Raw genomic sequence first — 13,283 nt, 5'->3', positions numbered from 1 at the left:
AAATAAAAAGGGGTAAGAAGTTCAAAACATCTTACCCCTTTTTATTTATCCTCATACCCTTATGGGAAGATGCCCAATTCAGCATAGCTGGTTGCAACCTTGTTAATGGCTACCACATATGCAGCTGTGCGCATATCGGGAATGGATGGGTTATTTTTCCAGCATTCCATGATTTCGCGGGTTGCGCTGATCATGGTTTCTTCCAGTCCGGAATATACCAGGTCCACTTCATCAGGACCATGTTCGATTTTCACCTTCTCTTCATCATTCACCTTCTTGCCTGTGAGTCCCTCGATCTGCTGGATGATATTCTTGTTTTGGTTTTCGGTAAACCTTTTTTCAAGGCGGCCATAACGGACATGGCTAAGGTTTTTCAGCCATTCGAAATAGGAAACCGTTACACCACCTGCATTCAGGTACATATCCGGAACAACCAATGTGCCTTTGGCTGCAAATACATCATCTGCTTCAGGAGTCAGCGGACCGTTGGCTGCTTCACCGATGATCTTCGCTTTGATGCGGGGAGCATTCTCTCCATTGATAACGTTTTCGAGGGCAGCAGGAATCAATATCTCGCAATCCAGTTCCAGTGCATCAGTTGATTTGGCAATATTGGTTGCTCCCGGGAAATTCAGGATAGAACCTGTTTTTTTACGGTGCTGGAATACTTCATCTTCATTCAAACCATCCGGGTTCATGATGGCGCCTTCGTATTCTGCAATGGCAATTACTTTGGCTCCACCCTGGCGGAAAAATTTGGCTGCGTGGTAACCCACATTACCCAATCCCTGCACTACTACTGTCTTTCCTTCAATTCCGGGGGTAAGTCCAAGTCTTTGCATAACATCAGGCATGTTACATACCTCGCGGATACCATAGAATACACCCAGTCCAGTTGCTTCCCTACGGCCACGAACACCTCCCTGCGTAACAGGCTTCCCGGTTACACAACCCAGTGCATCCACTTCACCGGGTTTCTGGCTCATATATGTGTCGAGAATCCAGGCCATTTCCCTTTCACCGGTACCATAATCTGGTGCGGGAACATCGGTACCCGGACCAATGAAGTTTTTCTTGATCAGTTCGTGGGTATAACGGCGGGTGATCTTTTCCAGTTCGTAAGGGGTATATTTTTTCGGATCAATAGTGATACCACCCTTGGCGCCGCCAAAAGGAACGTTTACGATAGCGCATTTGTAGGTCATCAGTGCTGCCAGGGCCATTACCTCATCGAGGTTAACGGATGTGGCAAAGCGGATACCCCCCTTACAGGGTGTCTTGTGGTGTGAGTGCTGAACCCGGTAGGCCTTGATCACTTCGATCTGATCGCCGATTTTAACCGGGAAATGCATACGGTAAACGGAATTACATTGTTTGATCTGTTCCAGGATACCCGGATCCCAATTCGTGAACTTAGCTGCCTTGTCAAAGCTCTTCTCAACAGCTCCAAAGAAGCTATACTCTTGATGTCCAGACATGATTGTTGTTTTTGAAATTTGTTTTATATGTGTTTAAGCAATCGACGGTTTATTTCCCCTCTTTTTCAAGACGGCTGATCTTCCTGTCGAGGGTCACCAGGTAGGCAATTACGCCTCCAAGGATTGTTACAACTACCGCAACAACCACAAAGATTTTACCATTGGCCCTGAATGTGTCGGCCATCTGTACGGGTTCGTCGGTCATGGGCGATTGTGCCATCAGCGCAGGGCCGGCTGCGAGCAGGAATATTGTAAGGATAAGGAAGGCAGGTATTTTACGCATGGTTCAGTTTTTTTTCTTCGATTAATCTGAGGCGAACGCGAAGGGTGGTGATCCATACCCCCAGCAAGGTCCAGGCAGGAACCGCAACCGGCCAGAAGAGCATCCGCATCCTGCTGTCGATATCATTCGTATTGAGCGCAGGATTACCCATTCCACCAGGGTGGAGGCTTTCAACCAGCCTGGGTATGATCCAGATGGTAGGAAACAACATGGCAAAAGCAAAAATGTTATAAACAGCGCCTATCCTTGCCCGTTTGTCCATATCGATCATGGAATTTCGTAGAACCAGGTAAGCGAAATAAATGAGAATGGCAATTGCCGCGCCAATTTGTTTGGGGTCATTGCTCCAGGGTTTGCCCCAGGTATAATTGGCCCAGATCATGCCGGTGGTAAGCCCCAGGATGCCAAACAGGATCCCGGTATTGGCATATTCAACTGCCAGGGTATCAAATTTCATTTTTCCGGAACGCAGGTATTTCACTGAGTTGACTACCGACACGATAAAGAAAATCATCATGCCAAACCACATTGGCACGTGGTAGTATAGATTCCGGATGGTTTCGTTGAGGATGGGTTTTGCGGGTACTCCTCCCAGGAAGCCGGCTATTGAAATGACCAGGAGTAATAGGATGCAGAGTATTTTCCACCAAGACAAGCGCATAGGTTTATATAAGTCGGGCAAAATTAGGGAAAACATATCTCAAACTTCAAACATCAAATAGAACTAGTCTTTCCAAAGGAACGGAAACAGGATAATCGCCAGTGCAATGACCAGTATATCGAGGCCGGCAAGCAATAAAACAATCTGGCTAAGGCTGTCCAGTATCACCTGGCTGAAGGCCGTATTGGCCAGTTTCATCATCAGCAATAATTGCGGGATTATGAGCGGAAAGCCCAGGATGGCCATTAGGGCGGCATTTTGCTGCGCCCTTGCTGCAATTGCTGACAAAAATGTAAAAACAAGACTGAGACCCAATCCGCCAAAAATGGCCACTCCCATAAATCGAAGTCCATTGGCCACAGGATTGCCCAGTAAAAGACTGAATAAAATCCAGCCCACCAGGCTGAGCAGGGCCATTAGCAGTGCATTGAACAGCAATTTGGACAGAATAAAATCGCGTGCACCGGCAATTGAATAAAAGTAGAGTAGTCGGCCCCGGCTTTCCTGCAGAAAACTTTTTGCCACGGCATTGACACAAACAAATAACTGGATCATCCAGAAAAGCCCGTTCCATACCTGGTCTTCCGGTTGTCCCATTGCCAGGTAGAGCACGAAAATGGTGCTGGCAACATATAAAACAATGCCATAAAATGTGTACTGCTGCCTGAATTCAAGCAACAGATCTTTTTTAAATAATGCGATGATGTGTTTCAAGAATATAGGTTTGCGTTAGTCTTTTTCATCATAACAGGTGCGGCAACGGGGTTCGTAGGATTCCTTCTCACCCAGTAATACCTGTGATTCGGCAGCCACTTTCCGGTAGCTGAAACTTGCAATATTTCCACATTTTACGCAAATGGCATGCAACTTGGTGATATAATCTGCTTTGGCCAGTAGAAAAGGCATCTGTCCGAAGGGTTTACCAAGATAGTCCATGTCAAGTCCGGCAATGATTACCCTGATACCCTGGCGGGCAAGCTGGTCACAGACCATGGGCAACTCATCATCGAAGAACTGGGCTTCATCAATCCCGACAACGTCCACATCACTGGCCATCAGCAGGATTGTCTGGGAGTTGTCGATAGGGGTGGACTGAATGGCGTTTTCGTCGTGAGACACGATATGTTGTTCGTCGTATCGCACGTCGATGGCGGGTTTGAAGATTTCGACCTTCAGGTTGGCAATCCTGGCCCTTTTTAAACGACGGATCAGTTCTTCGGTTTTTCCGGAGAACATGGAGCCGCATATGACTTCAATCCATCCGCGCCGGCCGCCGGAGAGGTTTGGTTCGATAAACATGGTTTGTTTATGGTTTGTAGTAGGAGGCTTGTTGTTGTGATTCCGTTAAACTGAACCACAATCGACAAACAACCAACTACAAACGGCTTTATAGGTTTATTTTTATATAACTTTATGAAATCCAATACTAACCCAAAAGTACCATATCGTATGGAAAGAGTTAGAGCACTGATTAACAAGTTGCAGGAACAATTTGATCAGGGGGCTGATTCCCAGGCATTAATGGTTACCGTCCAGATGCTTCAGGCTGAATTGCAATCCAGTCCCCATGCTGCTCCCGCCCGGGCAGGATCAGCAAAGGTCGCTGTTGTGATGCCTTCCGGACCCCGTGTTCCGGATATTACCTCCTCCCATGCGCCTGAGCTAAGGTCTGAGGCGCTGCCTGAGGAAGCACCCGTGGCTGCTGCTGCGGCCCACGAATTACCAACCAACAACCACCAGCCACAAACTTCTGAAGCCACTTCTGATTGGTTACATTCCCTCATGCAGGAGATTCCGACACTAGCTCACCAGAAAGACCTGCGTGAACTGAACGAGGTGATCAGTCAGCAAAACGGCGCATCACTGAACGATAAACTAAAGCAGTCTTCTACAGAATTAGCTGAGGTTTTAACCCGTGAACCGGTACGGGATCTTAAGAAAGCTATTGGTATTAATGACCGTTTCGTTTTTGTAAATGAACTTTTCCGGGGAGACGAGGTAATGTATGAAAGAAGCATCAAGACCATCAATTCCTTCAATATCCTCCAGGAAGCGGAATTCTGGATGGAACGCGAACTAAAGCTGAAACTGGCATGGGATGAATCGAAAGACACCGTCCGCCATTTTTGTCAGCTGGTTAGAAGACGGTTTTCTTCCATGTAATGAATGATCTTTGCTGTTGCTCCTTTTCTTTCCTGAACGAACCTGCCTGCTGCCTGGCAGGCCAGGTGATAGGCATTGTCTCCCATTAACAGGTCATTCAATTTGCTCTCCAATTCCAGTGCATTGCTGACCGCGTAGGATCCGCCGGCATTTATCAGGTCTGCTGCTTCGGGGAACCTGTCATAATTCGGCCCGTGGATCACCGGTACCCCGTATACTGCTGCTTCCAGGATATTGTGCAGTCCGTCTCCACCAAATCCACCACCTATATAAGCGATGTCGGCATAATGGTATAAACGGGACAACATTCCTATATTATCAATAATCATTATATGTGGGTGATTCTGCCGGAATGATTCATTGGTCCATTCTTTTTCCCACCGGGAATAGCGGATAACCGGGTGAAATAGTCTCTCCATTTCCCTGATATGGGCTTCAGAAGTTTCATGCGGAGCAATGATAAACCTGTATTGCGGGTTGGTGTTGGCAAAATGATCCAGTTCTTCTTCGTCTTCCGGCCAGGTACTTCCGGCCACGATCACCTTGTGATTGGCAGTGAAAGCACCGATGGCCTCAATTGGAACGAAGTTGCCGGCAATTGCTGAAACCCTGTCGTAACGGGTGTCGCCGCTGACAATCACATTCCTGATACCGATTTTTCCGAGCAGTTGCCGGGAGTCCTGGTCCTGAACAAAAAGCTGGCTGAAGCAGGACAGCATATGACGGTGCAGGCGCCCGAACCACTTGAAAAAGGGCTGACCAGGTCTGAACAATCCGGATACCAGCAAAACGGGGGTCTTTAGGGCATTCAGGCGCGAGAGGTAGTGATACCAGAATTCGTATTTTATCCAGATAACCAGGTCGGGGGAAACGATTTCAATGAATTTTTTAGATGCTTTTGCCCCGTCCAGCGGCAGGTAACAAACATGGTCTGCACCACTATAATTTTTCCTGATTTCAAACCCTGAAGGCGAGAAGAAACTAACCAGGATGCGGTATTGGGGGTGGTTTTTCCTGATATGTTCAATGATCGGCCGCCCCTGCTCAAACTCCCCCAGGGAAGCGCAATGCATCCAGACAAGTGGTCCATGTTGCTTATCCAGGGCAGACCTGAGGCGGTTCTCCCAATCCTGGCGGCCATCCACCCAAAGCCTTGCCTTGGGATTAAAGCGGGCTGCTATCCCCAGGGCCAGCCGGTAGAATAAAAGAAAAAGGTTGTAAAGTAAAAGGCTCACGGAATCAAATGGTTAATAAGCTGCAAAACTAAATTCAAACTTTCACCCTACCTATATTTTGCTATTTTTGTGCGCATTTAAAAATGAGGGGAAGAATTATGCGACCAATTCAAATGGTGGACCTTAAGCAGCAGTACCAGCAAATCAAGGCTGAAGTAGATGCTGCCATTCACGAAGTAATCGACAGTGCTGCATTCATTAATGGTAAAGCAGTGCAGGATTTTTCCGCTTCTCTGGCAGGATACCTGGGGGCGAAACATGTTATACCCTGCGCCAATGGCACGGATGCGCTGCAAATTGCCATGATGGCGCTGGACCTGCAGCCGGGAGACGAAGTCATTACACCTTCCTTCACTTATATTGCGACCACCGAAGTGGTGGCGCTTCTCAGGTTAAAGCCGGTTTTTGTGGATGTTGACCCGAAAACCTTCTGCATTGACCCGGTGGCACTTGAAAAGGCAATCACACCCAACACCAGGGCAATTGTTCCTGTACACCTTTATGGACAGTCCGCCGATATGGAAGCCATCATGGAAATTGCCAACAGGCACAATATTGCAGTAATTGAGGACAATGCCCAGGCAATTGGAAGTGACTTTGTTTTCAGTGACGGCCGCAAACAGAAGACCGGCACCATTGGCACCATTGGCTGTACTTCCTTTTTCCCTTCCAAAAACCTTGGGTGTTATGGCGATGGTGGTGCTATCTGTACGAATGATGATGCATTGGCCGCAAAAATCACCAAAATTGCCAACCATGGCCAAAGCAAACGCTACTATCATGATATCGTTGGTTGTAACAGCCGCCTGGACAGTATCCAGGCTGCCGTATTAAATGTGAAATTGCCCCGCCTCGATGCGTATATCGATGCCCGCAGAAAAGCTGCGGATTTTTACGATAAGGCATTCGCAGGGAACCCGAAAATTACTGTTCCATACAGGGCAGATAACAATAAACATGTATTCCACCAGTACACCTTGTTGCTCGAAGGAGTGGATCGTGATTCGCTGAATAAATTCCTGGCCGATAACCAGGTTCCCTCCATGATTTATTACCCTGTGCCAGCGCACCGGCAGCAAATGTTTGCTGACTTCGGTGGAGCCTCCTATAACCTGCCGGTTACTGACTGGCTGACCGAAAGGGTGATTTCATTACCCATGCATACAGAACTGGATTCTGAGCAGCTGGAATACATCAGCACAAAAGTCCTGGAGTTTATAAATAATCATTAAACCAAGAGTATACCAAATGAAAATTGCAGTTGTAGGAACAGGATATGTTGGTCTTGTGACAGGGACCTGTTTTGCTGAAACCGGAAATGATGTGACCTGTGTTGATATAGATCGCAGGAAAGTTGAAAAATTGGCAAATGGCGAAATAACCATTTATGAGCCTGGTCTTGAAAAACTATTTCTACGTAACCTGAAAGAAGGCAGGTTGAATTTCACCACCGACCTCGAGGCCGGAATCAAAGACGCCTCAATTGTATTCCTAGCCTTACCAACACCTCCCGGGGAGGACGGATCTGCTGACCTTAAATACGTACTGGGAGTGGCTGAAGATATTGGCAAACTCCTTACTGATTATAAAGTCCTGGTTGATAAAAGTACGGTTCCCGTAGGCACTGCGGAAAAAGTGCATGCCGCTGTAGCCAAAAATTATACAGGTGAGTTTGATATTGTCTCTAACCCTGAATTTCTGCGGGAAGGGGTTGCTGTGGATGATTTTATGAAACCTGACCGTGTGGTGATCGGAACAAGTTCCGAAAGGGCACGCAAACTGATGGGAGAATTGTATTCCCCTTTTGTTCGGTCAGGCAATCCCGTTATATACATGGATGAGCGTTCTGCAGAATTAACCAAATATGCAGCCAACTCATTCCTTGCTACAAAGATTTCCTTCATGAATGAGATCGCACAGCTTTGTGAGAAACTGGGCGCTGATGTTGATATGGTGCGGCTCGGAATAGGAAGTGATGACCGGATCGGAAAAAGGTTTTTATTCCCGGGTATAGGATATGGTGGAAGCTGTTTCCCGAAAGATGTTCAGGCGCTGGTGAAATCCTCCAGGGAAGTTGCGTATGATTTTCAGATACTGAATGCGGTAATGGATGTAAATGAGAAACAGAAACTCCATTTGCTGCCCAAGGTTCGCAGGTATTTTAAGGATGACTTGAAGGGAAAGCATTTCGCATTGTGGGGGCTGGCGTTCAAACCCAACACGGACGATATCCGGGAGGCCCCTGCTCTGTATATCATCGAAGAATTACTCGCGGCGGGAGCCACAGTTACAGCATTTGATCCGGAGGCAATGAAGAATGTGCGGCAGGCTATTGGCGACAGGATCAATTATGCTGAAAACCAGTATGACGCACTGAAAGGTGCAGATGCCCTGATTATTGCTACAGAATGGAATGAGTTCCGTACTCCCGATTTTCTAAAGATTGTAACCAGCCTGAAAAACAAGGCGATTTTCGACGGTAGAAACCTTTTTGATGTAGCTGCAATAGCTGAGCTGGGTTTTCACTATGAAAGTATTGGTCGAAAGGCTGTAACCCAACACAACAAATAAATCTATGTCTGCAAAAAGAGTATTGATAACTGGTGCTGCCGGCTTTCTCGGCTCTCATTTATGTGACAGGTTTATAAAGGAGGGGTTTCATGTGATCGCCATGGATAACCTGATCACCGGCGACCTCCGGAATATTGAGCATTTATTTAAGCTGGAACAATTTGAATTCTACCATCATGATGTAAGCAAGTTCATTCATGTTCCCGGTGAACTGGATTATATACTTCATTTTGCTTCTCCTGCAAGCCCCATTGATTACCTTAAAATACCCATCCAGACTTTGAAAGTGGGTGCTTTGGGTACGCATAACTGTCTGGGTCTTGCGAAGGCAAAAAATGCCCGAATGCTGGTGGCCTCGACCTCGGAGGTTTACGGTGATCCGCTGGTGCATCCGCAAACGGAAGAGTATTGGGGAAATGTGAACCCGGTAGGTCCGCGTGGAGTATATGATGAAGCAAAGCGATTCATGGAATCAATAACCATGGCCTATCATACGTTTCACCAGGTTGAAACCAGGATCGTCAGAATATTTAATACCTATGGTCCGCGCATGCGGCTCAATGATGGACGGGCACTGCCTGCATTTATCGGCCAGGCGCTGAGGGGGGAAGATCTCACCGTTTTTGGCGATGGTTCCCAAACCCGCTCTTTCTGCTATGTGGATGACCTCATAGAAGGAATATACAGGTTACTGATGAGTGATCATCCCTACCCGGTTAATATCGGCAACCCCGATGAAATTTCGTTGAAGGATTTCGCTGAAGAAATCATAAAACTTACCGGGACCCAGCAAAAGATTGTTTACAGACCCTTGCCAAAGGATGACCCAAAGCAAAGAAAACCGGATATCACAAAAGCCAAAGAACTACTGGGGTGGGAACCAAAGATCAACAGGTCTGAAGGTGTCCGAACTACCTACCAATATTTTAAAGCATTGCCACACGAAGAACTATTTAAGCAACCAAAAGAATTTAAAAGCCTTCATCAATGAAAATTTATCAGGACCTGCTCGACAAAAAAGAAAAGCTCGCAGTAATTGGCCTGGGCTATGTGGGATTACCCCTGGCCCTGGAGTTTGCAAAAAAAATATCAGTCATCGGCTTTGATATCAACGCTCACCGGGTTGAACTGATGCGTAACGGAATTGACCCCAGCAAGGAAGTGGGGCACGAAGAGTTCAAAGACCGCGATATAATATTTACGGACGACCTGGAATTGTTACGTACAGCAAAATTCTACATTGTGGCTGTGCCTACTCCTGTTGACAAATACAATGTACCTGATCTTAAACCCCTTATCGGAGCTTCTACTACCGTAGGTAAGGTATTGAAAGCAGGGGATTATGTTGTATATGAATCAACTACCTATCCAGGTTGCACCGAAGAAGATTGTTTGCCGGTACTTGAAAAAACTTCCGGTTTAAAACTGGGTGCCGATTTTAAATTGGGTTATTCCCCTGAAAGGATTAATCCGGGAGATAAAAAGAACACGCTGAGGACAGTGGTTAAAGTGACTTCGGGAAGTGATGCCGAAGCTGCAGAAGAAATTGCCAGTACCTATGAATTGGTGGTGGATGCCGGTGTTCATCGTGCTCCTTCCATCAAAGTGGCTGAAGCCAGCAAGATCGTGGAAAACACGCAACGCGATATGAATATCGCCCTGATGAACGAGTTGTCACTCATCTTCGATCGTATGGGTATCAATACCTATGATGTAATTGAAGCAGCCGGAACAAAATGGAATTTCCTGAAATTCCAGCCCGGACTGGTAGGTGGTCATTGCATTGGTGTGGATCCTTATTACCTGACACATAAGGCGGCTTCACTGGGCTACCAGTCACGTGTAATCGCCGCCAGCCGTTTTATCAATGATGATATGGCCAAATACCTGGCACGAAAGATTATCAAATATGTATTGAGGAATTCTGATAATCCCCGGGTATTGGTTAAGGGGGTAACGTTTAAGGAAAATGTCAGCGATATACGCAATTCGAAAATTGTAGATACGGTTGAAGAATTGCTGGCATTTAATATTCATGTGGACGTCCAGGATCCTTATGCGGAACATGCAGAGGTGAAAGAGGAGTATGGCCTGCAACTGACACGACAGCCAGGAACTGACTACGATGCGGTAATTATCACTGTTCCTCATGATCAGTACCGTCAGTATGATGATGCTTATTTCGCCTCTATTACCCGCGCACATGGTGTTGTTGTCGACCTTAAGGGTATTTACAAGGGGAAAATTCATTCACGACTATATTGGAGTTTATAATGAGGAAGTTGGCAAAAACAATTATGGTTACCGGTGGTGCCGGTTTCATCGGATCACATGTGGTACGGTTATTTGTCAATAAGTACCCTGATTATCTCATAGTAAACCTTGATGCCTTAACCTATGCAGGAAACCTGGAGAACCTTAAGGATATTGAGGATAAATCAAACTATATTTTTGAGCGGGGTGATATTACTGATGAAAAACGCATGCAGGAATTATTTGAAAAGTATGCATTTGACGGAGTGATTCACCTGGCTGCTGAAAGCCATGTTGACCGCAGTATCCTTGACCCGTTGCAGTTTGTTCGCACCAATGTGCTTGGAACAGCCAACCTGCTGAATGTTGCCAGGAAAAACTGGAATGGAAATTATGCCGGCAAACGTTTCTACCATGTATCCACAGACGAAGTATATGGTTCGCTGGGCGCAGAAGGCTTCTTTACCGAAGAGACTCCTTATGATCCCCGCTCACCCTATTCTGCTTCAAAAGCCGCATCGGATCATATGGTAATGGCTTATTATCACACCTACCATTTGCCGGTGGTAATGAGTAACTGTTCCAATAATTACGGCTCTTACCATTTTCCTGAAAAGCTGATTCCTTTGATGATCAATAATATCAGGAACAATAAACCCCTTCCGGTTTATGGAAAAGGGGAGAATGTGCGCGACTGGTTATGGGTGGAGGATCATGCCAGGGCCATCGATACCATTTACCACAATGGTAAGGAAGGGGAGAAATACAATGTGGGTGGTTTTAATGAGTGGAAAAACATTGACCTGGTGCATCTGCTGTGCAGTATAATGGACCGGAAACTCGGCCGCACAGAGGGTGAGTCAGCAGAGCTGATTACCTATGTAACTGACAGACCCGGCCATGATTTGCGATATGCCATTGATGCCACCAAATTGAACCGTGAACTGGGCTGGAAACCATCCCTGCAGTTTGAAGAGGGCCTTGAAAAAACGGTTGACTGGTACCTGGCAAACACAGAGTGGATCAATCATGTAACCAGCGGTGATTACCAGAAATATTATCTTGAACAATACGAACAACGTTAATAATGGCTTTTATAGAAACGGGCTTTCCTGGTCTGCTGATCTTTGAACCCAGGGTTTTTGGTGATGAACGCGGATATTTTTTCGAATCCTACAACGAGGCCTTGTTCAATAAACATGGACTTCAATACAAATTCGTTCAGGATAACCAGGCCAGATCAGTTTATGGCGTTGTAAGAGGACTGCATTTCCAGAAGCCACCTTTTGCCCAAACAAAGCTGATCAGGTCCCTGGAAGGTTCTATCCTGGATGTGGTGGTAGATTGCAGGACCGGTTCACCCAGTTTCGGCAAGGTTTTCAGTATCGAACTGTCCGCTGAAAATAAAAAACAGTTATTGGTTCCCAAAGGCTTTGCACATGGGTACTCTGTACTAAGTGAAACAGCAGAAGTGATGTACAAATGCGACGAATTTTACAATAAGGAATCAGAAGGAGGTGTTTTATTCAATGACCCGGCTTTGAATATTGACTGGCAGATACCGGAAGACAAAATGATACTCTCGGATAAAGACAAACTTTACCCCGTATTTGCTGATATTGAACAAGTTTTTACCCTAGCATCATGAAAAAAATTCTGGTAACAGGCGGTAATGGTCAATTAGGAAGTGAGTTGCAACAACTGGCCCCTTTATACGCTGGTTTTGAGTTTCTGTTTACTGATTATGCAGAATTGCCGATAGATGACGAGAAGGCTGTTTTTGCCTTTTTCAGGGAACAGAATCCCTCTTATTGTATCAATTGCGCTGCATATACTGCGGTGGATAAAGCCGAAACCGACCAGGATATGGCCATGCTGGTTAACGGAACATCGGTTGGCTACCTTGCAAAAGCAGCCGCAGAAAACGGGGCAAGATTTATACATATTTCAACCGATTATGTGTTTGATGGCGAGGCCACTGAACCAATAAGTGAGGAAACTCCGGTAAATCCGCTGGGGGTTTACGGATTAACAAAGCTGAAAGGTGAACAACTTGCTGTAGCGTATGCACCGAATGCTATTATCATTCGGACTGCCTGGGTCTATTCTGCCTATGGCCACAATTTTGTAAAAACTATGCTGCGCCTGATGTCGGAGCGAAAGGAACTGAGTGTGGTAAACGATCAGTTTGGTTCCCCAACCTATGCTGCTGACCTGGCAAAAGCGATCCTTGATATCATTGTTATCCTTGACCAGCAGCCAAATGTTGATCAATTCGGTGGAATCTACCATTATTCCAATGACGGGGTTATCAGTTGGTACGATTTTGCTGTTGCCATAAGGGATCTTTCCGGCAGCAAATGTAAAATTCATCCCATTCCGACTACCGCCTACCCCACGCCGGCCAGAAGACCAGCTTACAGCGTGCTTAGCAAGGATAAAATCCGCTCAGTGTTTGGCATCCGGACCATTCCCTGGAAGGATAGCCTGAAGGCCTGCCTGCTTCAGTTGCAACAATTACTGGCATAGATAAATTTGTTTCCGGAATTGTCGTACCTCAATATACCCTTTACAGAAGATTGATGAATGTTACTTGCAGGTCAACTGATACCTGGAGCCGGGTTGTATGCAAGGGGAGG

At 46.2% G+C, this 13,283-nt stretch carries 14 protein-coding genes; 8 read left to right on the top strand and 6 right to left on the bottom strand.

Going from position 1 to position 13,283, the window contains the following annotated elements; all coding sequences use genetic code 11:
- Positions 1-59 precede the first annotated feature (59 nt).
- The 5 genes from BC349_RS04480 to BC349_RS04460 all read right to left on the bottom strand — a co-directional run bounded on the left by BC349_RS04480 (position 60) and on the right by BC349_RS04460 (position 3,721).
- Positions 60-1,478, bottom strand: coding sequence for a Glu/Leu/Phe/Val family dehydrogenase (locus BC349_RS04480; protein WP_187255527.1), 1,419 nt, complete (start codon positions 1,476-1,478; stop codon positions 60-62).
- A gap of 49 nt (positions 1,479-1,527) precedes the next feature.
- Positions 1,528-1,761, bottom strand: a complete 234-nt coding sequence (locus BC349_RS04475; RefSeq protein WP_187255526.1) for a CcmD family protein — start codon at positions 1,759-1,761, stop codon at positions 1,528-1,530.
- Positions 1,754-2,422, bottom strand: a complete 669-nt coding sequence (gene ccsA, locus BC349_RS04470; RefSeq protein WP_187255525.1) for a cytochrome c biogenesis protein CcsA — start codon at positions 2,420-2,422, stop codon at positions 1,754-1,756. The genes BC349_RS04475 and ccsA overlap by 8 nt, the downstream gene beginning before the upstream one ends.
- Positions 2,423-2,485: 63 nt before the next feature.
- Entirely contained in the window at positions 2,486-3,136 is a 651-nt protein-coding gene (locus tag BC349_RS04465) for a heme exporter protein CcmB (RefSeq protein WP_187255524.1), read from the bottom strand.
- A gap of 15 nt (positions 3,137-3,151) precedes the next feature.
- Positions 3,152-3,721 (bottom strand): thymidine kinase, encoded by a 570-nt coding sequence (locus BC349_RS04460; protein WP_187255523.1) that lies wholly within the window; start codon positions 3,719-3,721, stop codon positions 3,152-3,154.
- A gap of 150 nt (positions 3,722-3,871) precedes the next feature.
- On the opposite strand from BC349_RS04460, the gene BC349_RS04455 reads away from it, so the two are divergent.
- The gene (locus BC349_RS04455) at positions 3,872-4,585 is read left to right on the top strand and encodes a hypothetical protein (RefSeq protein ID WP_187255522.1); all 714 of its coding nucleotides are present in this window, start codon (positions 3,872-3,874) and stop codon (positions 4,583-4,585) included.
- Here the strand turns inward: BC349_RS04455 and BC349_RS04450 are convergent.
- Complete coding sequence (locus BC349_RS04450) at positions 4,552-5,820, bottom strand: glycosyltransferase N-terminal domain-containing protein (protein WP_187255521.1); 1,269 nt, start codon at positions 5,818-5,820, stop codon at positions 4,552-4,554. The two genes, BC349_RS04455 and BC349_RS04450, sit on opposite strands and share 34 nt — an antisense overlap.
- A 98-nt stretch (positions 5,821-5,918) precedes the next feature.
- Between BC349_RS04450 and BC349_RS04445 the strand changes: the two genes are divergently transcribed.
- Genes BC349_RS04445 through rfbD form a run of 7 tightly spaced genes read left to right on the top strand, consistent with a single transcriptional unit; the run spans position 5,919 to position 13,173 of the window.
- Positions 5,919-7,052 (top strand): DegT/DnrJ/EryC1/StrS family aminotransferase, encoded by a 1,134-nt coding sequence (locus BC349_RS04445; protein WP_187255520.1) that lies wholly within the window; start codon positions 5,919-5,921, stop codon positions 7,050-7,052.
- 16 nt (positions 7,053-7,068) lie between these two features.
- Positions 7,069-8,391 carry a UDP-glucose dehydrogenase family protein gene (locus tag BC349_RS04440; protein WP_187255519.1) on the top strand — a complete coding sequence of 441 codons (1,323 nt, stop codon included), beginning with the start codon at positions 7,069-7,071 and terminating at the stop codon, positions 8,389-8,391.
- Positions 8,392-8,395: 4 nt separating this feature from the next.
- Entirely contained in the window at positions 8,396-9,382 is a 987-nt protein-coding gene (locus tag BC349_RS04435; protein ID WP_187255518.1) for a UDP-glucuronic acid decarboxylase family protein, read from the top strand.
- On the top strand, positions 9,379-10,665 hold the full coding sequence (locus BC349_RS04430) for a nucleotide sugar dehydrogenase (protein ID WP_222840065.1): 1,287 nt from the start codon (positions 9,379-9,381) through the stop codon (positions 10,663-10,665). The genes BC349_RS04435 and BC349_RS04430 overlap by 4 nt, the downstream gene beginning before the upstream one ends.
- 23 nt (positions 10,666-10,688) lie before the next feature.
- A complete protein-coding gene (gene rfbB / locus BC349_RS04425) occupies positions 10,689-11,729 on the top strand; it encodes a dTDP-glucose 4,6-dehydratase (protein WP_187255971.1) in 1,041 nt (346 codons plus the stop codon).
- Between the two features lie 2 nt (positions 11,730-11,731).
- Entirely contained in the window at positions 11,732-12,292 is a 561-nt protein-coding gene (rfbC, locus tag BC349_RS04420) for a dTDP-4-dehydrorhamnose 3,5-epimerase (protein ID WP_187255517.1), read from the top strand.
- On the top strand, positions 12,289-13,173 hold the full coding sequence (gene rfbD / locus BC349_RS04415; protein WP_187255516.1) for a dTDP-4-dehydrorhamnose reductase: 885 nt from the start codon (positions 12,289-12,291) through the stop codon (positions 13,171-13,173). The genes rfbC and rfbD overlap by 4 nt, the downstream gene beginning before the upstream one ends.
- Positions 13,174-13,283 lie beyond the last annotated feature (110 nt).

The organism is Flavihumibacter stibioxidans (genome assembly GCF_014332695.1).
GTDB classification, from domain to species: domain Bacteria; phylum Bacteroidota; class Bacteroidia; order Chitinophagales; family Chitinophagaceae; genus Flavihumibacter; species Flavihumibacter stibioxidans.
This window is presented reverse-complemented; position numbering and strand designations above follow the sequence as displayed.

What these genes read in the sequence shown, in the direction of transcription:
- BC349_RS04480 (WP_187255527.1), bottom strand. Translation starts at nt 1,478, where the DNA reads ATGTCTGGACATCAAGAGTATAGCTTCTTTGGAGCTGTTGAGAAGAGC.
- BC349_RS04475 (WP_187255526.1), bottom strand. Translation starts at nt 1,761, where the DNA reads ATGCGTAAAATACCTGCCTTCCTTATCCTTACAATATTCCTGCTCGCA.
- ccsA (WP_187255525.1), bottom strand. Translation starts at nt 2,422, where the DNA reads ATGCGCTTGTCTTGGTGGAAAATACTCTGCATCCTATTACTCCTGGTC.
- BC349_RS04460 (WP_187255523.1), bottom strand. Translation starts at nt 3,721, where the DNA reads ATGTTTATCGAACCAAACCTCTCCGGCGGCCGGCGCGGATGGATTGAA.
- BC349_RS04455 (WP_187255522.1), top strand. Translation starts at nt 3,872, where the DNA reads ATGGAAAGAGTTAGAGCACTGATTAACAAGTTGCAGGAACAATTTGAT.
- BC349_RS04445 (WP_187255520.1), top strand. Translation starts at nt 5,919, where the DNA reads ATGCGACCAATTCAAATGGTGGACCTTAAGCAGCAGTACCAGCAAATC.
- BC349_RS04440 (WP_187255519.1), top strand. Translation starts at nt 7,069, where the DNA reads ATGAAAATTGCAGTTGTAGGAACAGGATATGTTGGTCTTGTGACAGGG.
- BC349_RS04435 (WP_187255518.1), top strand. Translation starts at nt 8,396, where the DNA reads ATGTCTGCAAAAAGAGTATTGATAACTGGTGCTGCCGGCTTTCTCGGC.
- BC349_RS04430 (WP_222840065.1), top strand. Translation starts at nt 9,379, where the DNA reads ATGAAAATTTATCAGGACCTGCTCGACAAAAAAGAAAAGCTCGCAGTA.
- rfbB (WP_187255971.1), top strand. Translation starts at nt 10,689, where the DNA reads ATGGTTACCGGTGGTGCCGGTTTCATCGGATCACATGTGGTACGGTTA.
- rfbC (WP_187255517.1), top strand. Translation starts at nt 11,732, where the DNA reads ATGGCTTTTATAGAAACGGGCTTTCCTGGTCTGCTGATCTTTGAACCC.
- rfbD (WP_187255516.1), top strand. Translation starts at nt 12,289, where the DNA reads ATGAAAAAAATTCTGGTAACAGGCGGTAATGGTCAATTAGGAAGTGAG.